At 61.9% G+C, this 24,998-nt stretch carries 26 protein-coding genes; 6 read left to right on the plus strand and 20 right to left on the minus strand.

All coding sequences use genetic code 11. The annotated features are described in order from the left end of the window. Positions 1 to 15 precede the first annotated feature (15 nt). From NKG95_RS29730 to NKG95_RS29745, 4 genes are all read right to left on the minus strand, one after another. Positions 16 to 189 (minus strand): PaaI family thioesterase, encoded by a 174-nt coding sequence (locus tag NKG95_RS29730; protein WP_353043277.1) that lies wholly within the window; start codon positions 187 to 189, stop codon positions 16 to 18. 52 nt (positions 190 to 241) lie between these two features. Beyond that, the gene (gene recO / locus NKG95_RS29735; protein ID WP_023719878.1) at positions 242 to 1,018 is read right to left on the minus strand and encodes a DNA repair protein RecO; all 777 of its coding nucleotides are present in this window, start codon (positions 1,016 to 1,018) and stop codon (positions 242 to 244) included. 116 nt (positions 1,019 to 1,134) lie between these two features. Beyond that, the gene (locus NKG95_RS29740; RefSeq protein ID WP_352481853.1) at positions 1,135 to 2,223 is read right to left on the minus strand and encodes a porin; all 1,089 of its coding nucleotides are present in this window, start codon (positions 2,221 to 2,223) and stop codon (positions 1,135 to 1,137) included. Positions 2,224 to 2,587: 364 nt separating this feature from the next. Next, positions 2,588 to 3,292, minus strand: coding sequence for an antitoxin Xre/MbcA/ParS-like domain-containing protein (locus NKG95_RS29745; RefSeq protein WP_352494848.1), 705 nt, complete (start codon positions 3,290 to 3,292; stop codon positions 2,588 to 2,590). A 349-nt stretch (positions 3,293 to 3,641) separates the two neighbouring features. Between NKG95_RS29745 and NKG95_RS29750 the strand changes: the two genes are divergently transcribed. Further along, the gene (locus tag NKG95_RS29750) at positions 3,642 to 4,445 is read left to right on the plus strand and encodes a CPBP family intramembrane glutamic endopeptidase (protein ID WP_352481856.1); all 804 of its coding nucleotides are present in this window, start codon (positions 3,642 to 3,644) and stop codon (positions 4,443 to 4,445) included. Between the two features lie 107 nt (positions 4,446 to 4,552). Further along, positions 4,553 to 6,049 (plus strand): winged helix-turn-helix domain-containing tetratricopeptide repeat protein, encoded by a 1,497-nt coding sequence (locus tag NKG95_RS29755; protein ID WP_353043278.1) that lies wholly within the window; start codon positions 4,553 to 4,555, stop codon positions 6,047 to 6,049. Positions 6,050 to 6,094: 45 nt separating this feature from the next. Here the strand turns inward: NKG95_RS29755 and era are convergent, their stop codons facing one another. The 9 genes from era to rpoZ all read right to left on the minus strand — a co-directional run bounded on the left by era (position 6,095) and on the right by rpoZ (position 13,613). Beyond that, complete coding sequence (era, locus tag NKG95_RS29760) at positions 6,095 to 7,021, minus strand: GTPase Era (protein WP_352814812.1); 927 nt, start codon at positions 7,019 to 7,021, stop codon at positions 6,095 to 6,097. After that, complete coding sequence (rnc, locus tag NKG95_RS29765; protein WP_353043279.1) at positions 7,018 to 7,743, minus strand: ribonuclease III; 726 nt, start codon at positions 7,741 to 7,743, stop codon at positions 7,018 to 7,020. The genes era and rnc overlap by 4 nt, the downstream gene beginning before the upstream one ends. A 4-nt stretch (positions 7,744 to 7,747) precedes the next feature. Then, complete coding sequence (lepB, locus tag NKG95_RS29770) at positions 7,748 to 8,497, minus strand: signal peptidase I (protein ID WP_023719884.1); 750 nt, start codon at positions 8,495 to 8,497, stop codon at positions 7,748 to 7,750. 77 nt (positions 8,498 to 8,574) lie between these two features. Then, the gene (gene acpS, locus NKG95_RS29775; RefSeq protein ID WP_023719885.1) at positions 8,575 to 8,988 is read right to left on the minus strand and encodes a holo-ACP synthase; all 414 of its coding nucleotides are present in this window, start codon (positions 8,986 to 8,988) and stop codon (positions 8,575 to 8,577) included. Continuing rightward, positions 8,985 to 9,566, minus strand: coding sequence for a DUF2062 domain-containing protein (locus NKG95_RS29780; protein WP_023677769.1), 582 nt, complete (start codon positions 9,564 to 9,566; stop codon positions 8,985 to 8,987). The genes acpS and NKG95_RS29780 overlap by 4 nt, the downstream gene beginning before the upstream one ends. A gap of 233 nt (positions 9,567 to 9,799) precedes the next feature. Next, positions 9,800 to 10,180, minus strand: a complete 381-nt coding sequence (locus NKG95_RS29785; protein WP_352481860.1) for a VOC family protein — start codon at positions 10,178 to 10,180, stop codon at positions 9,800 to 9,802. 13 nt (positions 10,181 to 10,193) lie between these two features. After that, on the minus strand, positions 10,194 to 10,772 hold the full coding sequence (pyrE, locus tag NKG95_RS29790) for an orotate phosphoribosyltransferase (RefSeq protein WP_023719888.1): 579 nt from the start codon (positions 10,770 to 10,772) through the stop codon (positions 10,194 to 10,196). A gap of 100 nt (positions 10,773 to 10,872) precedes the next feature. Further along, entirely contained in the window at positions 10,873 to 13,101 is a 2,229-nt protein-coding gene (locus tag NKG95_RS29795; protein WP_023719889.1) for a RelA/SpoT family protein, read from the minus strand. Positions 13,102 to 13,211: 110 nt separating this feature from the next. Continuing rightward, positions 13,212 to 13,613 carry a DNA-directed RNA polymerase subunit omega gene (gene rpoZ / locus NKG95_RS29800; RefSeq protein WP_352481861.1) on the minus strand — a complete coding sequence of 134 codons (402 nt, stop codon included), beginning with the start codon at positions 13,611 to 13,613 and terminating at the stop codon, positions 13,212 to 13,214. A gap of 279 nt (positions 13,614 to 13,892) precedes the next feature. Here rpoZ and NKG95_RS29805 point away from each other — a divergent pair, with 279 nt between their 5' ends. Together NKG95_RS29805 and NKG95_RS29810 are read left to right on the plus strand one after the other, a co-directional pair. Further along, positions 13,893 to 14,474 carry a LabA-like NYN domain-containing protein gene (locus NKG95_RS29805; RefSeq protein WP_352848761.1) on the plus strand — a complete coding sequence of 194 codons (582 nt, stop codon included), beginning with the start codon at positions 13,893 to 13,895 and terminating at the stop codon, positions 14,472 to 14,474. Beyond that, the gene (locus NKG95_RS29810) at positions 14,471 to 15,229 is read left to right on the plus strand and encodes a uracil-DNA glycosylase (RefSeq protein ID WP_353043280.1); all 759 of its coding nucleotides are present in this window, start codon (positions 14,471 to 14,473) and stop codon (positions 15,227 to 15,229) included. Before NKG95_RS29805 ends, NKG95_RS29810 begins: the two co-directional genes overlap by 4 nt. Here the strand turns inward: NKG95_RS29810 and NKG95_RS29815 are convergent. From NKG95_RS29815 to dapA, 4 genes are all read right to left on the minus strand, one after another. Then, positions 15,179 to 15,700 carry a hypothetical protein gene (locus NKG95_RS29815; protein ID WP_353043281.1) on the minus strand — a complete coding sequence of 174 codons (522 nt, stop codon included), beginning with the start codon at positions 15,698 to 15,700 and terminating at the stop codon, positions 15,179 to 15,181. The genes NKG95_RS29810 and NKG95_RS29815 overlap by 51 nt on opposite strands. A gap of 110 nt (positions 15,701 to 15,810) precedes the next feature. Next, positions 15,811 to 16,539: a GH25 family lysozyme gene (locus NKG95_RS29820; protein WP_353043282.1), complete on the minus strand. Its 729-nt coding sequence runs from the start codon at positions 16,537 to 16,539 to the stop codon at positions 15,811 to 15,813. A gap of 106 nt (positions 16,540 to 16,645) precedes the next feature. After that, complete coding sequence (smpB, locus tag NKG95_RS29825) at positions 16,646 to 17,125, minus strand: SsrA-binding protein SmpB (RefSeq protein ID WP_023719895.1); 480 nt, start codon at positions 17,123 to 17,125, stop codon at positions 16,646 to 16,648. A 25-nt stretch (positions 17,126 to 17,150) separates the two neighbouring features. Beyond that, positions 17,151 to 18,032 (minus strand): 4-hydroxy-tetrahydrodipicolinate synthase, encoded by an 882-nt coding sequence (gene dapA / locus NKG95_RS29830; protein ID WP_023719896.1) that lies wholly within the window; start codon positions 18,030 to 18,032, stop codon positions 17,151 to 17,153. Positions 18,033 to 18,257: 225 nt separating this feature from the next. On the opposite strand from dapA, the gene NKG95_RS29835 reads away from it, so the two are divergent. Further along, on the plus strand, positions 18,258 to 20,291 hold the full coding sequence (locus NKG95_RS29835; protein WP_353043285.1) for a lytic transglycosylase domain-containing protein: 2,034 nt from the start codon (positions 18,258 to 18,260) through the stop codon (positions 20,289 to 20,291). Between the two features lie 398 nt (positions 20,292 to 20,689). Then, positions 20,690 to 21,583 (plus strand): alpha/beta fold hydrolase, encoded by an 894-nt coding sequence (locus NKG95_RS29840; protein ID WP_353043283.1) that lies wholly within the window; start codon positions 20,690 to 20,692, stop codon positions 21,581 to 21,583. A gap of 305 nt (positions 21,584 to 21,888) precedes the next feature. Here NKG95_RS29840 and NKG95_RS29845 read toward each other — a convergent pair whose 3' ends face one another. From NKG95_RS29845 to NKG95_RS29855, 3 genes are all read right to left on the minus strand, one after another. Next, positions 21,889 to 22,947 (minus strand): tyrosine-type recombinase/integrase, encoded by a 1,059-nt coding sequence (locus NKG95_RS29845; protein WP_502913996.1) that lies wholly within the window; start codon positions 22,945 to 22,947, stop codon positions 21,889 to 21,891. A 239-nt stretch (positions 22,948 to 23,186) separates the two neighbouring features. Then, positions 23,187 to 24,353 (minus strand): porin, encoded by a 1,167-nt coding sequence (locus NKG95_RS29850; RefSeq protein ID WP_353043284.1) that lies wholly within the window; start codon positions 24,351 to 24,353, stop codon positions 23,187 to 23,189. A gap of 134 nt (positions 24,354 to 24,487) precedes the next feature. Further along, positions 24,488 to 24,730 (minus strand): GIY-YIG nuclease family protein, encoded by a 243-nt coding sequence (locus tag NKG95_RS29855; RefSeq protein WP_353005262.1) that lies wholly within the window; start codon positions 24,728 to 24,730, stop codon positions 24,488 to 24,490. Between the last annotated feature and the right edge of the window lie 268 nt (positions 24,731 to 24,998).

The raw sequence follows: 24,998 nt of genomic DNA on the forward strand, positions 1-24,998 counted from the left end.
AGACGGCCGGTCCATTCAACGTGCCGCCAGATTGGCCGCCGGAAAGATCGAGCACGTTTCGGTGCCGAAAGCCAGCAGCTTGCCATTGGCATCCTTCAGCGCCGCTTCCGAAACCGCCAGCGTGCGGCCCTTGTGCACCACTTTGCCCTCGCACACCACCTCGCCGGTCCCTGGTGTGATCGGCCGCAAATAATGTCGAGGCCAAGCGGCGAAACCCGGCCGGGGTAGAGTTCCACTTCGCTCACCTGATGGCTTCGCCGACGGCGGTTTCCCCGGCGATTGCCTTGCCGCCCGCATAATGCTTGCGCAAGGCGGCGAGGAAGCCGGCGCGGGCGCCGGGTGGTTCGATACCGCGCGGCTCGTAGACATGGCGGGTCAAAAAGAAGCCGGTCAGCCGGAAGGCGTCGTCGATCGCCGCCGGATCGGCGCGCAGGCCCGAACCGCGCTGCAGGAAGGCAGGCAGCGCCAGCATCTTGTCGCGCCACGGCGCGCCCGCCGCTCGCGACACGGCGCGGCCGGATTTCGGCGAGACGTAGGCAAGATCCTGCCTGGTGCCGGTCGCCGCACACTGGCTGAGATCGAGGCCGAAACCGAGTTCGTCGAGAACCAGCAGCTCGAAGCGGGCCACCAGCTCGCCGGCGGCATCGGCATCGTCGAGATGGGCGATCATGACCGCGAGCGTCTCATAGAGACCGCGATGGGCATCGCGCTCCGGCAGAAGACGCAAATGCGCGGCCATCGTCTGCAAGCCGTAAACGGCAACGGCGCTGTCCATCAGCCGGGCGGCGTTCATTTCGATGGCCTCGGCCTGGAAGGTGCCGAGATGTTCGTCGAGCCGCGCCCGCCACAACAGGTCGACGCGGTTGCCGGGCTGCAAGACCGGCTGCTGCTTGCGCGAACGGCCGCCGCGCACGAGACCGAGATGGCGGCCATGCGCACGTGTCATCACCTCGAGAATGGCGCTGGTTTCGCCATGCTTGCGGGTGCCGAGAATGATTCCCTCGTCGCGCCATTCCATGACCAGAGCTTGTCACCGGTTCGATGGCGAAATCAAGATGAGCGACTTATCCGCCGCCAAACCAAAACAGCCCGTAGCGTATCGCTACGGGCCGTTTTTGCGAGATCGTCGTTTGATCAGAACGAGCGCTGGAAGCGGAAGATGCCGCCGATTGCGTCGGCATCGTCGGCATCGAAATTGTCGTAATAATCGACTTCGGCGGTGATCGTGTAACCAGGAACGATGGTGTAGGCGACGTTGGCCGCAACGGCGAAGTCTTTGTCGTCGGTATAGGAGACCTGGGCGTTCAAAGAGGTCTTCTTGTTGACGGCATAGCTGCCGCCGCCCCAGACGGCAAAGTTGCCAGTCCACGGCTTGTAGAAGTTCTTTGCGACGTTGTCGTCGCTGCCGTAGCCCGCCATCACGAACAGGGTCAGGTCAGTAATCGGCTTGACGTCGAGGCGAGCTTTGCCGGCCCATTCTTCCGACGTGCTGTTATAGGCGCCGACGGCGGTGATCGCACCCCAGTCACCCTTGTATTTCACGCCGCCGACGACAAACGGAACGTAGCTGTCAATCGACTGGTCAGCGCCGGAGCCTGTTTCGACCGAGGCGACTGCCGTAAAGCCGTTACCGCCGTCGAAATAGTAACTGATCAGGTTGGTGTCCTTGGTGCCGTACGGGATGATGGTGTCCTGGACGACGTTGCCGGCGTAGCCGATGAACGAATCATAGACAGTTTCATCCTTGCCGACGCGGAAACCTCCAAGCTGGATCCAGGCGAAGTTCAGGGTAACCGCCTTGTTGTCCTGCACGCTGAAATCAACACCGCTCACGGTGTGTTTGGTATTGCCGAAGTTGAAACGGGTCTCGGTGTAGGTCTTCAACGTGCCGAGCTCGGTTTCCTGGCCGGTCCACGTCTTCAAATTGAAGCGGGCATTCTTGTTCCAGGTCTGCTGTTCGTCACCGTCCATAAGGTCGTGGGTCGTCGCGCCGTCGAAAACGCGGCCACCGTCGCCGAAGCTGGCGTCATAGCGGACATAGCCGCCGATGCGCAGGCAGGTTTCGGTGCCGGGGATATAGAAGTAGCCGGCGCCGTAGACGTCGCAGATCTTGACGTATTCAGCGGGTTCCGGCTCGGCGACCACAACAGCGTCGGCGGCGCGCGCGCCGGAGACCGCGACGAATGCCGCGGCTGAGCCGAGAAGAAGGCTCTTGATATTCATTTTCTGACCTCTCCAGTCAAAGTTAAAAATGGCTTTGGATTCATGGGTTGAACGGCTGAACGCCTCACCCACGTCGAAAAAGGCGCGCACCGCACCCCCTCTTCAGGCGGCGAACATACTCATCCGCATTCCAGTCTCAATGACGATTCAAAAAATAATCAATGTTTGCATAAACAGAAGAAATCCATGTTGCACAAATATCACTTCATATTTTCTTCACGTTTGCTCCCGGCACAAACGAGACATTGTCACAATTGTACGAAACTATACTTATTCCATTAGCCGGCAAACCGGTCATAGTCCGGTTAACATTCCTTTTACGTGTTATTTTTTGGGAATAGACTTCTAACGTTGGCGGCGAAAATCAAGCCAACTTCGCCATCGCTGCGTTCTGTGCGGCAAGAACGACTTCCGCCACCAGATCCTGTTTGAGCATTTCAATGGGAATACGTCCGGCAAGGCCGGGCGCGGGGCCGACCAGCCACGACCAGGCACGCCGCGGATCGGGCATCGCGGATAACACTTCGTTGATACCCGGAGCCGGCCTGCCGTCGACGAACTGCGCCAGAGGAAATACATGTTTGCGGCCACCGGTGCGCAACGCAACGACCGTGCCGCTCCGCTGCCAGCGATGCAGGGTCGAGCGCGATATGCCGAGATTTTCCTGCAGGAAGGTCGACCCGGCGACCCGACCGGCCCAGTCCTCGACCCGCATCGCGTCGAGGTCGCCCGTTCCGGCCAGGGGTTGGATGTCTGCCCCTTGGCCTTCGTGCGCCGTCGACAGAGGCGTCCGGGTACGGCGTTCCGTCGCTTCGGCCGCCAATATCCGCACGAACCGCGACGCCATGCCGGGCAATCTTTCCTGCATGGTGTCGATCGCCCTGATGTCGGTCGGCGCAAGCAGGGCGACGGCGGCGGCAACGGCCCCGGCGACCCTGCCCGCTGCGACGACCGCATCGCTGTTCGTCACCTTGCCTTGCCGCGCCAGCACGCGCTCGATCTCAACAGCGACGGCGTTTGCAAACTCGATCTGACGGATGGGGTCGATGCGATTCCAAGTCCCGGTCATGTCCTAATCTGGCTGTTTGCCCGCCTGTTCCGGTTTGCTCGGAAGCGGGTCTTTCGCACAGCCTATAGGCAGGGTGTATGACGGAGAGACGACAAACGGGAACCACGCACGGTCGCAGTGTCGGCAGGTGCTCCAGCCGATCTAACTGACCGATTTTGCATGAAATATCGGAAATTTCTCAGAACCCGCTCAGGATTTCGGGTCGCGCCGGTGCCAATAAGAAACGGGTCGACCGACGTGGTCCACGCATAGCCTTCCCGGAATGATTCGGCCGGCTGTTCAAGATGCAAGTCGACCGATTGGGCAGCCCGGCGACCTCTCATTGTGATCTGCCCGTGAGAGGACCGACATGACTTCTTTCCTGCACCTGGTGCGACAGCATCAGTTGGCTGCCTTCTTTTCGTTGGCGCTTGCCCTGAGCTGGTTTGCCTTCATCCCGTTCTACCTGTCGAATGGCGATACCATTCCCTGGTTTACCTTCGGCCCGATGGTCTCCGGATTCGTTGTCGCAGCCCTTTCCGGAGGCTGGGCTTCGGTCAAGGCCATTCTCGCTTCCGTGGTGAAGTGGCGGGTATCTCCGCTGTGGTATCTGGTGGCATTCGGCCTGCCATTCGGCACGCAGCTTGCCTCGATCCTGGTCAATCCGCTGTTCGGCTCGGCGACGCCGGTCTGGAGCAACATTCCTGCTGTCACTGAGATACTGCCGATCATCGCGCTGTATGCGGTCTTCAGCGGCCCGCTTGGCGAAGAGCCGGGATGGCGCGGCTTTGCGACACCGCGTCTGCTAGCCAGCCATTCGGCGCTGGCCGGAAGCCTGATCCTCGGCGCGATCTGGGCAATCTGGCATTTTCCGCTCGGCCTGGTCGGCGATCTCAGCGTCTACGGCACGATCAACGTCGTGCTGGCGGCAGTGGTGTTCACCTGGCTCTATCAGAACACCGGCAGTGTGCTTCTCGCCATTCTCATGCATGTCACTCATCAGAACAGCGTACGCTTCCTGGGCAAGGTGTTCATCGACGCCGACTATGTCCAGCAGCAATGGATCGGTGTTGCGATCTGGGCGGTGGCTGCGATCGCCATCGTTGCCCTCTACGGCACCGAGAGCTTCGTCCGCAGGTCGGCAACGCAGCCCGCCCTCGCTGGCACCGTCTAATTTGCGGCGCGCAAATCCAAAGCGCCGCTTTCGGCGGCGACAGACCTTGACCCAGCCCTCCAGCCGTAGGCCAATAAAGGCACGGCTTCAGGGAGCGGGCCGTCTCGATGGCGGGTTCGGCCACTGACCAGGTTTTTCAGTTTGGCGGTTTCACGCTCGATCTGGGCAAAGGTACGCTCGGCCGGGCCGAACAGCCGGCCTTCCTGCGGCCGAAAGCCTACGCATTGCTGACGCATCTCGCCCGCCATATCGGCCGTGTGGTGCCGAAGTCGGAACTGATGGATGCGGTCTGGCCGGGTGTTTTCGTCACCGAGGATTCGCTGACGCAGTCGATTCGCGAGATCCGCAAGGTGCTCGGCGAGGAAACGATACGGACCGTATCGAAGCGCGGCTACATGCTGATCCCTGAAATCGAACCGGTGCCCGAACCCGGCGCACAGCCGATCGTGGCGGTGCTCAGGTTCCGCAATGACAGCGCCGATCCGGCCGACGAAGCGATCGTCGACGGTATTGCCGAAGACATTATCAACGGCCTCGCCCGCTTCGACACGCTGACGGTCCTGGCGCGCAATTCGAGCTTCTCGTTTGCCTCATATTCGCCCAGTGAATGGCCTGTCGTGCGTTCGCGCATCGGCGCCGATTATCTCATCGAGGGTTCGGTGCGCCGGCACGCAGACAGCATCGTCTGTGCGGTCAATCTCGTTGACGCAGCCAGCGCTTCCCAGCTCTGGGGGGATCGCTACCAGGCCGATTACGCCGGGCTGTCCGCCATCCAGCAGGAGATCGTCGAAAAGATCGTCGGCCGGCTGGTGGTTCGGGTGAACAATGCCGGCCTGCAACGTGCCTCGCGGCAGCCGGTAGCCAGCCTCGCCGCCCATGAACTGGTGCTGCGCGGCGTCGCTTTGCTGCGCGATCCGGCGCAAAGCGAACTGAAAGAAGCGGCAGCGTTTTTCGAAGCGGCGATCGTCAGAGACCCGGCCTATGGCCTCGCTTACACCTATCTGGCGCTGTCGCATGTGCTTAACAGCGAATTCGGACCCACCAGCGACGCCGTTCTGACGAAGGCCCGCGACCTGGCCGACCGGGGCATCGCATTGTCGCCGGACCAGGCAACGGCACACCGCATCCAGTCGCTGGTACGGCTCAATATGCGTGAGCACGAGGCGGCCGAGCATCATTTGCGCATCGCGCTCGAGCTCAATCCGGGCGACACGGACTGTATCGAGCAGATGGGGCATCTGTTGACGATGCGCGGCCGGCCGCTCGACGCGCTCGCCTGGCTGGCACGCGCCATCCGCATCAACCCGCTGCACCCTCATTGGTACCAGTACGATCGCGCGCTCGCGCTATACATGCTGGGCGAATACCGCACGGCTGCCGAGGCGCTGGAGCTGGCGACGCGACCCAGGCCATGGATCCGCACCCGGCTTGCCGCCTGTTACGCTCAGCTGGGCGAGATGCAGGCGGCAAGGCGCCAGGCTGCGCTGATCAGCGCCAACGGCTCCAATTTCTCGCCGCTCGACTATGCAAGAGCGGGCATCCCCTTCGAAAACGCCTCCGATGCCGAACATCTTGCCGACGGCGTGTCGCTGGCACTTGGGTAATCCTGAGGCGGCCAACAGGCCGCTCGGCGGATCGCCCAAACAGGCTCAGTGCGGAAATTCGAGCCCCATTTCACGGTAGCGCTCGGGATCGTCGCCCCAGTTCTCGCGCACCTTGACGAACAGGAAGAGGTGCACCTTCTGCTCGAGTATGCCTGATATTTCCATGCGCGCGGCCTGGCCGATGGCGCGGATCGTCTCGCCCTTATGACCGAGCACGATCTTCTTCTGGCTGTCGCGCTCGACATAGATGGTCTGGTCGATGCGCACCGAGCCGTCCTTCTTCTCTTCCCATTTTTCGGTCTCGATGTGGGAGGAATAGGGCAGTTCCTGATGCAGCCTGAGATAGAGCTTTTCGCGGGTGATCTCGGCCGCGAGCTGGCGCATCGGCAGGTCGGAGATCTGGTCTTCCGGGTAGTACCAGGGTCCGGCCGGCAAGGCCTCGGCGAGATAGTCGAGCAGGTCCTTGCAGCCGGACCCGGTCAGCGCCGAAACCATGAAGGTGCGCTTGAACGGCACCCTTTCGTTGGCTGCCGCCGACAATGCCAGCAACGTCTCGTGCTTGACCCGATCGACCTTGTTGAGGATCAACACCATCGGCTGCCGGACATCCTTCAGCCGCTCGAGGATGGCGTCGGCATCGCCCCGGATGCCGCGCTCGGCATCGATCAAGAGCAGCACGATATCGGCGTCCTTGGCACCGCCCCAGGCTGTGGTCACCATCGCAGTGTCCAGCCGGCGCTTCGGCTTGAATATGCCCGGCGTGTCGACGAAGACGATCTGCGCGTTGTTGTGGGTGGCAATGCCGCGCACGATGGCGCGCGTGGTCTGCACCTTGTGCGTCACGATCGATACCTTGGCGCCGACCAATTGGTTGACCAGCGTCGATTTCCCCGCATTGGGCGCGCCGATCAGCGCGACGAAGCCGGAGCGGGTAGCGGGAGCTTCTGTTGCCGGCGCTTCGGTGGCGGTCATGCGGCACTCCCTTGATTGAGCCAGACGCCTTCCCGCTGCAGAAGTGCCGCGGCTGCAGCTTGCTCCGCCTCGCGCTTGGAGCGCCCGCTGCCGGTCGCTGGCGGATAGGCGCCGACCTTGACGCTGACGGTGAACAGCGGATCGTGGTCCGGTCCCTCGCGGCTGTCGATTATGTAAACCGGCACCGCGCCTGCCGCCTGATGCGCCCATTCCTGAAGTTCGGTCTTCGCATCGCGGCGGGCGGCGTCGATGGCTTGTGAGCGCGGTTGCCAGTACCTGTGGATGAAGGCACGGGCCGCTTCCAACCCGCCGTCGAGATAGAGCACGGCGATGAGCGATTCCAGTGCGTCGGCGCGCAGATTGACGCGCTTGCGCCCATCGAGGCCGCGTACGTCCGAACCGGCGCGAATGAGTTCCGGCAGGCCGATCTCCTCGGCGATTCCCGCCAGGGCCTCGGCGTTGACCAGGGCGTTCAATCTGAGCGACAGCTCACCCTCGGCAGCGTCGGGAAATGCCGCCAGCAGCATATCGGCAACGACAAGGCCGAGAACGCGGTCGCCCAGGAATTCGAAGCGTTCGTAGTCGATGCCGGCATGACTGCCGCGAGCGCTGGCATGGGTCAGCGCCCGCTGCAGGCGTTGGTGGTCGCCAAAACTGTGGCCGGTGCGCTCCTTGAGCGCCTCGGCGAGCGCATCGGCGGTCAGCCGTTTTGTCGCCGCCATGGTCCTAATTGACGAAATGGAACAGGCGCGAGGCGCGCATCTGCGACGGCCATTTCCAGATTTCGAGCGGGCTGGCGCTGCCGCCGATCGAGAAGAAGATGAGGTTGGCGCGGCCGACCAAATTCTCTTCCGGCACGAAGCCGACGGTGAAGCGGCTGTCGGACGAGTTGTCGCGATTGTCGCCCATCATGAAATAGTGACCGGGCGGCACCTTGAACTCTTTGGTGTTGTCGCCGATCGAAGCCTGTGTCAGGTCGAGCGTGTCGTAGGTGACGCCGTTCGGCAGCGTCTCGCGATAGACATCGACCGGCCCGTTCTCCTCGGTGATGTCGTGGTTGTCGATCTGCCCGACCTTGACGCGTGGCACAGCGACGTCGTTGATGAAGAGCTGGCCATCCTTGACCTGGATCTTGTCGCCCGGCAGGCCGACGACGCGCTTGATATAGTCGACGGAAGGGTCCGGCGGAAACTTGAACACCACCACGTCGCCGCGCTTCGGCTCGGAGCCCCAGATGCGGCCCGAAAAGATGTTCGGCCCGAACGGCAGCGAGTAGCGGGAGAAGCCGTAAGACCATTTGGTGACGAAGAGATAGTCGCCTTCGAGCAAAGTCGGCCGCATCGAACCGGACGGGATCGAGAACGGCTGGAACAGGAGCGTGCGGATGACCAGCGCAAGCAGCAGGGCCTGGACGATGACGCTGACGGTTTCGCCAAGTCCGCCGGATTTCTTCTGGGTTTTTTCAGCCACGCTCATGTCGTCCTCGATTGTGCGTTGGATGGTATAGAGTCTCGGCGCGCGCTGGGCAACGTCATGCCGGTCGTCAGATGCAATCAATGTGGCGCTTCTTCGACCGGCAACGCTTCAATGATCACAAAGGCTTGAGCGAGCGGAAAATCATCGGTGATGGTGAGGTGGATCACGGCGCGGTGCCCTTCAGGCAGGATTTCGTCCAGCCGCGCTGCCGCCCCGTTGGTCAGCGCCATGGTCGGCTTGCCGCTGGCCAGGTTGACGACGCCCATGTCGCGCCAGAACACACCCTGCGCCAGACCGGTGCCCAATGCCTTGGCGCAGGCCTCCTTGGCAGCGAAACGCTTGGCATAGGAGGCCGCACGCGCCGCGCGGTTTTCGGAGCGCGCCTGTTCGATCTCGGTGTAGATGCGTTGGATGAAGCGCTGGCCATGACGTTCCAGCGACTTCTCAATTCGTCTGATGTCGATGAGGTCGCTGCCGATACCGATAATCATTCGGCAGGAACTTCCGGCCCGGTTTTTCCAGCCTTTGCGGCTCTTTCGGCCAGACGCTTGCGGCGCTGCTCGTGGAAAGTGACCATACCCCAGCGGGTAATGCCGTAAAACAGCAGGCCGAAAACCAAGCCAAGCGGTATTGCGCCAATGGTCATCGGCTTAAGCACCGGTCCCCACAACTGCGCAAAGGAAAGATTATGCAGCATGTCGCCGAGATGCGCGGGTGGGCCATGCGCCGGCAGGTGTTCATGCAGGATCAGCTTGCCGACCTCCCAGGAGGCGGCCCATAGCAGCGGAAAGGTCAGGGGATTGCCGAAGACCGTGCCGAGTGCTGCCGCGACCAGATTGCCGGCGATCAGCCAGCACAGGATGGCGGCAATGATGAAATGGAAGCCAAGCGGGAAAAACGACGCGAATACGCCCGCCGCAACACCGGCGGCCACGGCATGCGGCGTGGCCCTAAGCCGCAGGATGCGCTTGGAAAAATACCGCAGCGAGCGCGAGAACGAGCGGCGCGGCCACAGATAAGTACGCACCCGCTCGAAAAAACCATCAGGCTTGCGCCGTCGAAAAAGCACTCTGTTCCTGTTCCTAGTTCCATCAATGGCTTCGCGCCGGCTTTTCCCAGCCGGGGCCCGACAGCCCTATGCTGCGCTTTGCGGTCACCGAAAGGCAACTACGACTTTGATATAGCGATGTGCTAGCCGAAGAACAACGAGGCCGACGGCATCCGCTCGGTCGCCACTTGCGGCAGCCTTGGGTATCGCCATTCTGAACAGGGCATGATCGCGGCGAATTTGAGGAGCGCCACTCAGGAACGATACTCGCTGACCTCGACGAGGTTGCCGTCCGGGTCACGGAAATAGACCGACATCATCGGGCCACGGGCGCCGATACGCTCGACCGGGCCGACCTCTATGGCTACGCCGTTGGCCGCGAGGCTGGCGCATATCTCGGTGAGCGGCCGGGCGGCAACGAGACAGAAATCCCCAGAGCCGGGAGTCGGCGCCTTGGCCTTCGGCTCGAAGGTGCGCCCGACCTCATGCACATTGATCTTTTGCGTTCCAAACAGCAGCGCCGTTGGTCGGTCCGGCTCGTCGAGGCGCTTGAAGCCAAGCACGCGCTGATAGAAGGCGCAGCTATCGTCTACCGAACGAACTGTCAGCACGAAATGATCGATGCCGGTGATCACGGCGGCGGCTCCGTTATAAATTGCGGCTGCCCGGCTTGATCGCCGGTATGGCGGCAAGCTCGGGCGGCAGCCTGTCGGCCGGATAGGCCGGAACCTCGTATTCGGCGAGCGCGATCAGCGGCACGCCGACATCGGTCTTGCCGGCCGAGCGGTCGATAATGCATGCAGCGGCAACGACTTCGGCGCCAAGGCCGCGCAGGCAGTCGATGGTCTCGCGGATCGACAGGCCGGTGGTGACGATATCCTCGACAATGACAACGCGCGACCCCTTGGCGATTTCGAAACGGCGGAGCCTGAATTCGCCCCCTTCCCGCTCGACCCAGATCGCCGGCGCACCAAGATGGCGCGAGGTCTCATAGGCCGGGATCAGCCCGCCGATCGCCGGGCCGACGACATAGTCGATCCTGCCGGGAACGCCAGCGCGGATCTTTTCGGCCAGCGCCTTGCACAAGCGCTCGGTCTTGTCGGCATGCATGAAAACGCGCGCCTTTTGCAAAAAGACCGGGCTGCGCAGGCCGGACGTCAGGATGAAATGCCCTTCGAGAACGGCGCCGGCCTCGCGGAAAATGCCCAGCACTTCGTCGGTATTCATCGTTCGCTCCATGTCATGGTGAATAGTGAATGGTGAATAGTGAATGGTGAATAGTAGTGAGAGCACCCTCTTTCACTATTCACTATTCACTATTCACTATTCACCCATTCACGCGTCGCGCGTCGCTGACGCTCGAATTGTCCTTTAGCTGCGACAGCAGCCGGTTCAAGTGCTTAAGATCCCACACTTCGAGATCGATCAGCATTTCGGTGAAATCGGGCGCGGTGCGCACCATCGATAAAGTGTGGATGTTGGCATCGTTGGATGCGACGACCTGCGCAATGTCGGCCAGCGAACCCGGTGCGTTGATGGCGGTGACCGAGACACGCGCCGGGAACCGCTCCTTGGTGCGCTCGTCAATATCCCAGCGCACGTCGATCCAGCGCTCGGGCTGGTCGTCAAAGGCCTGCAACGCCGGCGACTGGATCGGATAGATGGTGATGCCGGTTCCCGGCTGCACGATGCCGACGATGCGGTCGCCGGGCACCGCCCCCTCCGGCGCGAAGCGCACCGGCAGATCGCCGCGCACACCGCGGATCGGCACCGCATCGTCACGCGGCTGGTTCTTGTCCTTGCGTGCGGCGCGGCCCGGAATCTGGAACAGCATGCCGGCGGCGTTGCGGATCTTCGACCAGCCCTCCTCGCGCTGCTTGGGCGCGACCAGCGTGACGCGCTCGTCCTTGTAGTCGGGAAACACCGCCTTCATGACATCGGTAGAGGCAAGTTCGCCACGCCCGACCGAGGCCAGTACATCCTCGATGTCCTTGCGTGCCAGCCGGTGCAGCACCGGCTTCAGGTTTTCCTTGGTGAAGGTCTTGCCGGACCGTTCGAAGGCGCGCTCCAGAATGCGGATACCGAGACCCGAATATTGCTTGCGGATAGCGTTCTTGGTGGCACGGCGGATGGCCGAGCGCGCCTTGCCGGTAACGACCACCGATTCCCACGCCGCCGGCGGCACCTGCGCCTTCGAGCGGATGATCTCGACCTCGTCGCCGTTCTTCAGCTCCGTCATCAGCGGCATGATGCGGCCATTGACCTTGGCGCCGACGCAAGTGTCGCCAACGTCGGTGTGGACGGCATAGGCAAAGTCGATCGGCGTGGCGCCGCGCGGCAGCGCGATCAGCATGCCTTTCGGCGTAAAGCAGAACACCTGGTCCTGGAACAGTTCCAGCTTGGTGTTTTCGAGAAAGTCCTCGGGATTGTCGCCTTCGGCAAGCTGCTCGATGGTGCGCCGCAGCCAGGCATAGGCATTGGTCTCCTTCGAGATCGCATGGGCGGCACCATTCATCTTGCCGCCGGTATCTTTATAGATCGAATGAGCGGCGACGCCGTATTCGGCGATCTTGTTCATCTGGTAGGTGCGGATCTGCAATTCGACGCGCTGGCGCGACGGGCCGACGATGGTGGTGTGGATCGAGCGGTAGTCGTTCTGCTTCGGTGTCGAGATATAGTCCTTGAAGCGTCCGGGCACCATCGACCAGGTGGTGTGGATGGCGCCGAGCGCGCGGTAGCAGTCCTCGACCGTCTCGACAACGACACGGAAACCGAAAATGTCGGACAGCTGTTCGAACGACAGCGCCTTGGCTTCCATCTTGCGGAACACCGACCACGGCTTCTTCTGCCGGCTCTTGACCTCGGCCTTGATCGAATATTTGTCGAACAGCGTGGACAGTGCCTTCTCGATCTCGGACAGCACGCCCTTGTTGCGCTCGAAAATTTCGGCGAGCCGCGCGGTGACGGCGCGGTAGGCTTCGGGATTGATGAAGCGGAAGGCGATCTCCTCCAGCTCCTCGCGCATGCCTTGCATGCCCATGCGGCCGGCCAGCGGCGCGTAGATGTCCATCGTCTCTTCGGCAATGCGCAGGCGCTTGGCTTCCGGCACATGGTCGAGGGTGCGCATATTGTGCAGGCGGTCGGCGAGCTTGACCAGAAGCACACGCACATCTTCCGAGATCGCCAGCAACAGCTTGCGCAGGTTCTCCGCCTGCTCGGCCTTCTTCGAGACGAGGTCGAGCTTCTTCAGCTTGGTCAGGCCTTCGACCAGCTTGCCCATTTCCGGACCGAACAATTCGTCGATCTCGGCCCTGGTCGCCGTGGTGTCCTCGATCGTGTCGTGCAGCAAGGCAACGGCAATCGTCGCCTCGTCCATGTGCATTTCGGTGAGGATGGCGGCGACTTCGAGCGGATGCGAGAAATAGGGATCGCCGGAGGCGCGCTTCTGGTGGCCATGCTTCTGCATGGCGTAGACATAGGCCTTGTTGAGCAGCGCCTCGTTGACGTCAGGCTTGTAGCGCTGGACGCGCTCGACAAGCTCATACTGACGCATCATGGCGGGATCTCGCAATGCTGAAATGAATCATGCGCCGCACTGGCGTACGGCGCATGTCATAGATAGCCACGAAACTGCCGACGCGAAAGTGTCGGCAGTTGTTGCTAAGATCAATAATCGTCGCTTTTTTCCGGCGGTACCAGCCCTTCGATGCCGGCCAACAGGTCTTCTTCGGTCATGCGATCGAAGGTGACGTTGTCCTCGGCGTCGTCGGCATCGGTGGCCGCAACAGTGCTGCCGGTCTGGTCGGCAATCGCCTCGCCATCGGCTTCCGGCTCGTCGACCTCGACATGCTTCTGCAGCGAATGGATGAGATCTTCCTTGAGGTCGTCCGGCGATAGCGTCTCGTCGGCGATTTCGCGGAGCGCAACGACCGGATTCTTGTCGTTGTCGCGAGGTACGGTAATCTGCGCGCCCTGGCTGATTTGACGGGCGCGGTGGCCGGCCAGGAGCACCAGCTCGAAGCGGTTGTCGACCTTGTCGATGCAATCTTCAACGGTTACGCGGGCCATGAGTTGCCCCTTTCATGCCTGGATTTGATGGAAAACAGGCGCGGTCCATAACCCGAACGCCGCCAAAATACAAGCTTTTATGGCGGTGCCCAGCTCTGACGCGGGCCGCCTGCGACGACGCAGCGCCGATCACAATTGCTTGCGGTGCCGCATGGTGCCTTGGATTGCCGTAAAACTGGCGTTATCTCGAACGATGAAGGCCAACAGGTCTATTATCAGACCGGCCGATAGTCGCCACGCATTTAGACGACCGCTTATTTCGAAAAAGGACATTTTTCCATGTTCGATCCTCGTGAAAAAATCGCTCTCTTTATCGACGGTGCCAATCTCTACGCCACCTCGCGCGCGCTGGGCTTTGACATCGACTACCGCAAACTTCTGTCGAGCTTCCAGAAACGCGGCTATCTGCTGCGCGCTTATTACTACACCGCGCTGGTCGAGGATCAGGAATACTCCTCGATTCGGCCGCTGATCGACTGGCTCGATTATAACGGCTTCAAGGTGGTGACCAAGCCAGCCAAGGAATTCACCGACTCGACCGGCCGGCGCAAGATCAAGGGCAATATGGATATCGAGCTGACCGTCGATGCGCTCGAGCTCGCCGACGTCGTCGACCATTATGTCATCTTTTCGGGCGACGGCGATTTCCGCACGCTGGTCGAGGCGCTGCAGCGGCGCGGGCGCAAGGTCTCGATCGTCTCGACCATGGCATCGCAGCCGCCGATGATCTCCGACGATCTGCGCCGCCAGGCCGACCATTTCATCGACTTGATGGCGCTCAAGAATGAAGTCGGCCGCGATCCGTCGGAGCGGCCGGTACGCCGGCCCGAGCCGGCCGAAGTCGACGAGGAAGACTATTGACGGTCGTTGCCTTGACCGCGCCCCTGGCCGTCTCTCCCGAACCCGATCGCGACTGCCCGCTTTGTCCGCGGCTGCACGACTTCATCGCCGAGTGGCGGCAGCGCGAGCCGTCCTGGTTCAACGCGCCAGTGCCGACCTTTATGCCGCCGGAAGGCGAGGATGCGGTGCGCTTGCTGATCGTCGGGCTGGCGCCTGGCCTGCGCGGCGCGAACCGCACGGGGCGCCCCTTCACCGGCGATTTTGCCGGTGATCTGCTCTACAATACGCTGATCGCGCACGGCTTTGCGCGCGGCGAATTCAAAGCGCGACCAGATGACGGGCTGGAGCTTGTCGGTACGGCGATTACCAATGCGGTGCGCTGCGTGCCGCCGGAGAACAAGCCGGTTGGGGCCGAGATAGCGACCTGCCGGACGTTCCTGGTGCCGACGATCGCGCGGTTTCCAAACCTGCGCGCCGTGCTGGCGCTGGGCTCGATCGCGCACCAGTCGACCGTGCGGGCGCTCGGCCAGCGCGTCGCGGCCTATCCGTTCCGACATGGTGGGCAGCAGCAGGCCAATGGCATCGCGCTGTTTTCCAGCTATCATTGCTCGCGCTACAACACCAACACGGGCGTACTGACGGAAGCGATGTTCGTCAACGTTTTCAGTCAGATAGAAGCTTTTCTGAAGACAGAGAGCTGGACGAGGCCCGCCGGCGCACAAACCCTAGATTCGGGTGATCGCGAACAACCAGGCCAGGAGATCCAGCAACCATAGAAACAATGCAAGCTGCAGCGCGACGCGCAGGCGTTGGATGATCCGCCAATTGCTGGCCATGTCGGATTTGATACGCAGCGCAAGCGCTCGGTGCATTTCGTCCATGGTTGCGGAAGGATGCTGATCGACGAAGTCCTGGAGCAGCTTCTCTGGATCGAAACGGAACGTATAATTATAATATGGCCACACCATAATCGCGACCAGCAGTCCGATAAGAAAAAGCAATGTCAGCGCCAGCCAGTCCCAAGGCCCTATGCCATCCAGGAGCGCCCTGCCTCCAAGGAGAGAACTCGCGAACGCAGTTGCAAAAATCAGATTTCCAGCGCGCGTATTGAGACTTTCAACCACGCCCTGCTGGTGTTGGAGGCCACGCACTGCCTCCGCATAGACAAATGCCAAGCGGGGGTCGCCGCCGTCCGTCGCAGCAGGTGGGGCGTTGCTGTCATTGGTTGATGAAGGGCGCTCCGGCATCAATTGTACTTAGCACGGCGCCGCCTGCGATATGAATAGCCACATTGGGGAAGACTTCGTCGTTCCCGTCATCGCGCCACTGAGGGTGCTCTCGCCGGACAGGAATAGCGTCAATCCGACGCCGTCGCTTCAGGCGCTGCGGCAAACAACGCGGCCAGCGTCGCCGGCCCGCCTTGGAGAACATTCAGGTCGACGTCGCCGCTGATGCCGTCGACGCGGCCCCGGTTGTGGTACTGCCAGTAAATCCAGTCGTCATGGCCTGGCCGCAGCGCCAGCGAACGCAGCCAGCGCGGGCGGCCGGCTATCTGTCCGGCATAGGCTTGCGCGGCCTCGTCGGTCACATAGAGGATCGCCGTCTTGCCGAACGCTGCTTCGACCGGGCCGAGAAAGGCTGAGAGTTCGGCGCTCAGCTGTTCGGGAGTTGGCCGCTGCGGGCAATTGCCGCCGAACTCGATGTCTACCACCGGCGGCAGCAAAGGCTGATCGCGCGGCACCACCGAGATGAAGTTGCGTGCCTGATCGGCACCCGGCCTGCAGAAGGTGAAGAAGTGATAGGCGCCGACGGCAAGGCCGGCGGCGCGGGCCGCACGCAAATTGGCGGCGAAGGCATCGTCAACATGGTCGCCGCCTTCAGTTGCCTTGATAACGGCGAAGGCGACATCGTCGGCGGCAACACGCCGCCAGTCGATCTGCCGCTGATGATGGGAAACGTCGATGCCCCTGACCGGATATTTGCCGCGGTCCGGAGAAAACGTCTGGAAGTAGGCATAGCCGCCGGCCAGGACGAGGCCCGCCAGGAGCAGACCGGCCGCGCCCCACAAGACGATCCGGTTTTTCAAACGAGACCTATCCCTATTGGTCCGCCCTGCCCTCCGCCATGGCTCCGGGCGTTCGTCGCTCGAAAAGCCAAATCACTGGCTTTTCGTCCGCTTCGCGGACCTCTGCTCACCCTCGCTCTTTCAGCAGCCGGCCCTTCTCGCGCGACCAGTCGCGCTGCTTTTCGGTCTCACGCTTGTCGTGCAGCTTCTTACCACGGCCGACGGCGAGCAGCACCTTCGCCCGCCCTTGGTCGTTGAAATAGATCTTCAGCGGCACCAGCGTCATGCCTTCGCGGTCGACGCTCTGCGACAGCTTGGCCATCTCGCGCTTGTTGAGCAGGAGTTTGCGGCGTCGGCGCGGCTCGTGGTTGAAGCGGTTGGCCTGCAGATATTCCGGCAAATAGGAGTTGATCAGCCAGATCTCGCCGCCCTCGACCGAGGCATAGCTGTCCTGGATGTTGGCCTGGCCCTGACGCAGCGACTTCACTTCGGTACCGGTCAGCACCAGGCCGGCCTCGATCGTGTCGAGCACCTCATAGGAAAACCGCGCCTTGCGGTTTTCCGCAACGGTCTTGTTGTTGGGATCGGCTTTTCTGACTTGATTCATGATGCGGAGAGGTGGCGCCTCATCCCTAATTTATCAAGCCGGCGTGCTTCATCGCCGCGTCGATCTTCTCGGCGGTCGACGGCTCGACCGTCATTAGCGGCGAGCGCAGCACGTTCTCGACCTTGCCCAGCTTCGACAGCGCATATTTCGCGCCGGAAACGCCGGGTTCCAGGAAAATCGCCTTGTGCAGTGGCAACAGACGGTCCTGCAGGTCGAGCGCCTTGGCGCTGTCGCCGGAAAGCGTTGCCTCCTGGAATTCGGCGCAGAGCCTGGGCGCGACATTTGCCGTCACCGAGATGCAGCCGACACCGCCATGCGCGTTGAAGCCGAGGGCCGAGGCGTCCTCGCCGGAGAGCTGGATGAAATCCTTGCCACAGGTGGCGCGCTGCTCCGAAACCCGCTCGACCTTGCCGGTGGCATCCTTGACGCCGACGATGTTCTTGAAGTCGTGCACCAATTGCCCCATCGTCTCCGGGCTCATGTCGACCACCGAACGCGGTGGAATGTTGTAGATGATGATCGGCAGGCTGGTCGCCTTGGCGACGGCGGCGAAATGCGCGTAGAGACCCCGCTGCGTCGGCCTGTTGTAATAGGGCGTGACGACAAGGGCCGCGTCGGCGCCCGCCTTCTCGGCATACTGGACCAGGCCAACCGCCTCTTCGGTGTTGTTGGAGCCGGCGCCGGCGACGATAGGAACCCGGCCCTTGGCGACCTCGATGCAGACCTTGACGACTTGGCGGTGCTCGTCATGCGACAGCGTCGGCGACTCGCCTGTGGTGCCGACCGGGACCACGCCCGTCGTGCCCTCGGCGATCTGCCAGGCGATGAACGCGCGAAAGGCTTTCTCGTCGAAACGGCCGCTCTTTTCAAACGGTGTGACGAGCGCGGTCAGCGAGCCTCTCAGCATGTCGTCCAACTCCTTGGGGACTTTCGGGTTTGTCGTGCGCGCCTTCTAGCTGAAAGCGAAGCGGCGCACCATAGTCTCGACATTGTTGCGCGGCAAGCATTGCGCCGGCAATTGCAATTCGAACGACCTCGATAGGGTTTTCTTTACGGGCCCTTCATCACAGACGAATAGGCTTCAATTCATCTGTGCCTGTTGTAGCGTCGAAGAACGGGGATGACCAAATCCATGCCGATCAGGCGGCCTCATCTTTTCGCGCTTATCGGCGCGATCGTCGCGCTGATTCCCGGCGCGGCGATCGGCAGCAGCGTCGATGTGCAGGTCACGTCGGCGATTCCGATGACCGAGCCGCAGAACGATGCGCTGCAGCAGTCGCCGTCCGCCAGCGTCGCGGCGCTGAAGAGCGGTCTCGATGCGCTGGCGGCAAACGACATTGCGCGCGCGCGCCAGGTGCGCGAGGCGCTGCCGGCCAAATCACTCGACCGGCACATCCTTGCCTGGGCGATCGCGCTCTATGGCGGCGACCAGGTGCCGAGCGGCGACATCGCCGATGCGGCAAAAATGCTGCCGAACTGGCCGGGTACGATCGCCTTGCGCAAGAACAGCGAGCGCGCGCTCTATCGCGAGAACCCGACGCCGCAGATCGTGGTGCGGGCGTTCGACGGCAGCCAGCCGCTGACCTTCGAGGGCGTGGTGATCCTGGCGCGCTCCTATGTAGCGCTGGGCGATGCCAAGGCGGCGCGCTCGGTGCTGTCGCCATGCTGGCGCACCGAAAAGCTCGAAGCCGGGGACGAGGCGGCGGTCATCCGCGAGTTCGGCGCGCTGATTCCGGCGGCCGACCATCGCTTCCGCATGGAGCGGATGTTTTATGCCGACCGGGTCGCTTCGGCGCTGCGCGTCGCCGGTCTCGCCCGCGCCCAGCAATTGGCCGATGCCTGGGCGGCAGTCACCAAAGGCGACAAGAACGCGGCCAAGCTGCTGAAGGCGGTGCCGGCAGCGCAGCGGGCGGCCGGCTATCTCTTTGCCGAAGCCGAATATCTGCGCAAGCAGCAGAAATTTTCCGACGCCGCCGCGCTGGTGATGAAGGCGCCGGGCGACCGCGACGCTCTGGTCGATCCGGACGCCTGGTGGGTCGAGCGCCGGGTGCTGTCGCGCGAGCTGGTCGACCAGGGCGACATGAAGACCGCCTACAGAATAGTCGCCGCGCATGCCGCCGAAAGTCCCGCCAATGCTGCCGAGGCGGAATTCCATGCAGGCTGGTACGCGCTGCGCGGCCTCAACGACCCGAGCATCGCCGCCAAGCATTTTGCGCGAATCGCGGAGCTCGCCCAAGGGCCGATGTCGCTGTCGCGCGCCTATTATTGGCTCGGCCGCGCCGCCGAAGTCGGCGGCCCCGGCAATGCCAAGGATTATTTCAGCCGCGCCGCAAGCTACGGCACGACCTTTTACGGCCAGCTCGCCGGCGAGCGCGTCGGCCGGCAGACCCTCAACATCGTCTACCCACAGCCAAGTGCCGCCGACCGCCAGAATTTCGCCACCCGCGAGGCGGTCAGCGCCATCAAGCGGCTGCAGGAGGCCGGCTATGACCGCTATGCCGAGACGCTCTACCGCGACCTCGCCGGGCAGCTGAACAACCCCGGCGAACTGGCGCTGCTTGCGGTGTTGGCGGAAAGACAAGGCAACCATTTCATGGCGCTGAAGATCGGCAAGATCGCCGGCGCCCGCGGCATCGATGTCGGCGCGCTGTCGCATCCGCTCGGCGTCATTCCCGACACCGCCAACATCTCCGGCTCGGGCAAGGCGCTGGCCTATGCGATTGCCCGCCAGGAAAGCGAGTTCAACATCGGCGCAATCTCCAGCGCCGGCGCGCGCGGACTGCTGCAACTAATGCCAGGCACCGCCAAGCAATTGGCGAAGAAGGCCGGCATGACATTTTCTCAGGCCCGGCTAACCACCGATGCCGGCTACAATGCAACGCTGGGCGCTGCCTTTCTCGGCGAGCAACTCGGCCGTTTCGACGGCTCCTACGTGCTGACCTTCGCCGGCTACAATGCCGGCCCCGCCCGCGCCGCCCAGTGGGTGGCGAAATACGGCGATCCGCGCGGCAAGGACGTCGATGCCGTCGTCGACTGGATCGAGCGGATTCCCTATACGGAAACAAGAAGTTACGTCCAGCGCGTGATGGAGAATTATGAGGTCTACAAGATGCGTATCTCCGGCAAGTACGACATTGTCGGGGATCTGGTGAACGGCCGGGGGTGACGGCCGGGCTTCAAGCCAGGTTTGCCGGTCACAGCGTATTTTGTTCTTGCTTTGTGCCGGCAGCTATGCTACTAATTTAAATATGGTGCTGATTCGCACCGACGACCCGCCCAACGAGGCGGGTTTTTGTTTCAGGCTTTGAAAGTTCCGGACGTCGAGTTGGCGGACAGCGGCCCGCCCTGTCCTGCCGGACATCTCCCCAAGGGTCCCACCAGGGGGAGATCGGCAGCTTCGTGGACAGTGCCTTTCTGCATCCGACGAAACTTGGCGAAAGCGACGATGACAGCCAATCCCCCCCTTGAGGGACCCTGCAACTTCGGCGCCTCCCCTATTTGACCCTACCGGCCCCTCGCCTGTAGCAGTTGAAACAAGCCAGCAGCGAGAGGAACGGAGTCCACATGGCAACCGAGCAGGGTTTCTCCGATTTCTTCTACGCCGCGCCGGACGGGCTGTCCCTGCACGCCCGCATCTACGGCGAAGCGAATTCCGGCCGCTGGCCAGTCGTTTGCCTGCCCGGCCTGACCCGCAATTGCCGTGATTTTCACGAGCTGGCGATTTATCTGTCGACGCAGGCGAAGCGCAAGGTCGTCGCTTTCGACTATCGCGGGCGCGGGCAGTCCGCCTACGATGCCGATATCGGCCATTACAATATCGGCATCGAAGCTGGCGATATTCTCGCCGGGCTGGCGGCGCTGAGCATCGAGGAGGCTGCCTTCATCGGCACGTCGCGCGGCGGACTGATCATCCATGTGCTCGGGGCGATGCGGCCGGCCGTGCTGAAGGCCGTCGTCCTCAACGACATCGGCCCGGTGATCGAGACGCAAGGGCTCGCCCATATCCGCTCCTATCTCGACCCCGCGCCCAGGCCGAAGGCGTACGCAGAGGTGGTCCGCGGCCTGCGCAGCACCCATGGCGCCGATTTTGCGGCGCTGACCGATGCGGATTGGGAGCGGATGGCGTCAGCCCTCTACCGCGAGACCGAGGAGGGATTTCTGCCCGATTTCGATCCGAAACTGGTCGATACGCTGGCGGGCCTCGATCCCAGCCGGCCGATGCCCGATCTTTGGCCACAGTTCGACGCGCTGGCGGCCATCCCAATGCTCGTCATACGCGGCGCCAACTCGAAGCTGCTGTCCGCCGAAACGCTCGAGCAGATGCGGACGCGCCATACCGATATCGAGACGATCACCGCTGACGGCCAGGGGCATGCACCGTTTTTGGAGTCCGGGATCCTGCCGGGCAGGATCGCTGGTTTTTTCGATCGGGTGGAGCGGCGGAGCGGTTGGAAGTAAAACCACGGTAAGTTGAAGTAAATCTCTGCCTTATCTTGTACCTGTGAAGCATTCTGGCAGCGATTAACAGCTCTTCTGGCGTTCCGGAGAATAATTGTTGGATGTCGGCGCCGCCCCTCATCCGCCTGCCGGCACCTTCTCCCCGTGTAGTGACGGGGAGAAGGACAGACGGCCGCAACGCTGACGAACTGCCCTCTCCCCGTTTTTCACGGGGAGAGGGTAAGGGTGAGGGGCAGCGCCGACTTGATGAGTTGGCCTGCAATCCGTCGTCAGGTCGACCGACTTACGCCAGACCACCCAAACCGTCAGGATTTGGCGCTTCTCTTCGCGGGCTTTGGTGCCTTGCTTGCGACCGGCTCGCTTTTTGGTTCCCGCCTTGCCGAAGGTGGAGAGGACAAAGGACTTGCGCCGCCGCTGTCCGCGCCACTGCACCGCGGCGTCTCCAGCACAGTGACGCAGCCGTCGAGATCGTTGGTGGCCAGATGGGCGTAGCGCATGGTCATCGACAGCGTCTGGTGGCCGAGCCACATCTGCACACGCCTGATATCGATGCCGCCCTGGACGAGACGCGAGGCGCATGTGTGGCGCAATATGTGCGGCACGACCTGATCGTCGGCGCCAAGCCCGACCTCGGCCTTGGCATCGTTCCAGATGGCGCGAAACTGCGCCTGGCTGAGCTTGGTGAACGGACCCTTGGGCCGGCGGCCCTCGGTGGCCGGTAGCTTGATCACCTCTTTTACCCGCTCGGTCATCGGGATGGTGCGGCTGCGGCCGGACTTGGTGATCCAGAAACTGACGCGGTGCTCCTGGATATCGTTCCAGATCAAGCCCAGCGCCTCGCCGAGGCGGCAGCCGGTGTCGACGAGAAAGACGGAAAGCCGATAAGCGTCCTCGCTGCGGCTTTTGATGGCGGCAAACAGCCGGGCCTCTTCGTCCCTTTCGAGGAAACGAATCCGTCCCGCCCGCTCTTTCTGGCGGCGGAACTCGGGCAGGCTGTGGATATCTCCCATCTTGTGAGCCTTGCGCAGCAGTTTGCTGAGGGCAGCCATCTTCCGGTTGATGGTTGCGTTGCTGTTGCCGCGCTGGCGCAAGGTGCCGATAAGGTTGTCGAGGGTGCTTTGGTCAAAGGCGCTGAAACGCTCCCCAAGGAGAATCTCGTCTATTTCGCCGATGAACGAGCTGACATTGTACTTATGCCGCCCATCATCCCAAAGTATATCCCGGTATGCCGAAAAAAGTTCCCCGATCCTATGCGACTTTACTTCTCGTATCTTGTTATAGCTGTATTTTATCTTTGCAGTCTGAGAAGAAAACATCGAAAAATGATCAGAGGTTCCTCCCTCTTGAATCGCATCGTTCGTCATTATTCGCCACACCCCCGAGTGGATAGGTCTAGACCTACCTGCTTGGCGGTGCCCTTTCAAGAGTTTTAAGCGTTGCGGCCGATCTCATCCACCAGTTGGCGGATCCCAACGACATCGTTCCACAACCCTGTTCAGCTACCGAACCCCCTTTTCCTTCTGTTTGCCACCAGTCGCGAAAACAAAAACAGCCCGGGCGTTGAAGCGCCCGGGCTGGATTTCACTTGCCTTAAGTCCAGCCCTTAGAACGAGCGCTGGAAGCGGAGGACGCCGCCGATGTTGCTGTCGTCGTCGGCACCGGTCCAGTTGTCGAAGTCGGCCTCGCCAAACTTGCCGGCGTTCAAGTAGTCGACTTCGGCCGTGATCGTGAAGCCTGGCACGATGTCGTAGGCGATATTCGCCGCGATGCCGAGATTCTCCCCTTCGTCATACCCAACCTGAAGGTTGAACGAGGTCTTCTCGTTGATGGTGTAGGTGCCACCACCCCAGACTGCCCAGTTGCCGCTCCACTGCTTGTAGAAGTTGCGGTCGATGTTGTCGTCCGAACCGTAGCCGGCCATCAGGAACAGCGTCAGGTTCTGCATCGGCGTCACGTCGAGGCGAACCTTGCCGGCCCACTCTTCCCAGGTGCTGTCATAGGCGGCGACGCCTGAAATCGAGCCCCAGCCCTGCGTGTATTTGAGACCGCCAACGATATACGGAACATAGCTGTCGATGGAGTCGTGGCCGCCGTGGATGCCGACATCCGGATTATCAAAGCCTTCACCGGTTTCCAACGAAGCTACGGCCGAGAAGCCATTGCCGGCGTCGAAATAGTACTGGATGACATTGGTGTCGAAGCCACCATAGGGAACCAGCGTATCGTTGATGACGTTGCCAGCGTAGCCGGTAAACGTGTTGAAGGCCGTTTCGTCCTTACCGACACGGAGACCACCAAGCTGGATCCAGGCGAAGTTCAGCGAAACGCCCTGGCTGCCAAAGCTGGAGAAGCCGGCGTCGGGTTCTGCGCTATAACCACTTCCCCAGTTGAAGCGGGTCTCGGTGTAGGTCTTCAAAGTGCCCATCTCGGTTTCCTGGCCGGTATAGGTCCTCAGCGTGAAGCGAGCGCGCTTGAAATAGCCGTCGTTTTCGTTGTCCTCGCCCTTATCGAAAAAGTCCAAAGAGTCCCGGTAACGAGCACCGGTGAACGCACCAGCATCACCAGCGGAGATGTCATAGCGGACATAGCCGCCGATGCGCATGCAGATTTCGGTGCCGGGGATGTAGAAGTAGCCAGCGCCGTAGACGTCGCAGATCTTGACGTATTCAGCGGGTTCCGGCTCGGCGACGACGACGGCGTCGGCGGCGCGCGCACCGGAAACTGCGATCAGCGCCGCAGCGGAGCCGAGAAGCAGGCTCTTGATGTTCATTTTCTGACCTCCAGTCAGAATCGAACAAAAGAGCGGAGTTGGCGCCGTGTGTTTCTGTAGTAAGTAGCTGAGATTGCGATATTATTTCGGAAAATCGTTGATTTTTGCACGATCACGTGAGCAGCCGCGGATGTTCACCAGAGGCGTTTGCTGGCAAAAGCATGCCCGGAACCGGATTTGAGATAACGCTCGAATGAAGTCGCCTTGGCTTGGTTCGAGAAGGCGATACAGGTCACGATCCGCCACGGCAGGAATTTGGACGTATGGCTGGATTTTCCGGCGTTGTGCTCGGCGATCCGTCGCTTCAGGTCCGAGGTCACACCGATATAGCGCTCGCCTTCCGCGCTCTTGCTTTCCAGCAGGTACACATACCACACGAACCGGCCCTCCCTCGCCAAGGCATCGGAGTACATCCTCCTTCGCGAGGAAGGATATGCCAACCTGATTTTGCAACCGTTCCAAGGGGTTGCGCCCTCCTTCGCTACGGCTTCGGAGGGCATCCTGCTTCACGCGGAGAGGGATTCGCTGCGAAGCGCGCAGCAGGGTTTTCGGGGCTAGCGGCCCTCCTTCGCTACGGCTTCGGAGGGCATCCTGCTTCACGCGGAGAGGGATTCGCTGCGAAGCGCGCAGCAGGGTTTTCGGGGC

It is taken from the genome of Mesorhizobium sp. M1423 (assembly GCF_040317575.1).
Classification (GTDB): domain Bacteria; phylum Pseudomonadota; class Alphaproteobacteria; order Rhizobiales; family Rhizobiaceae; genus Mesorhizobium.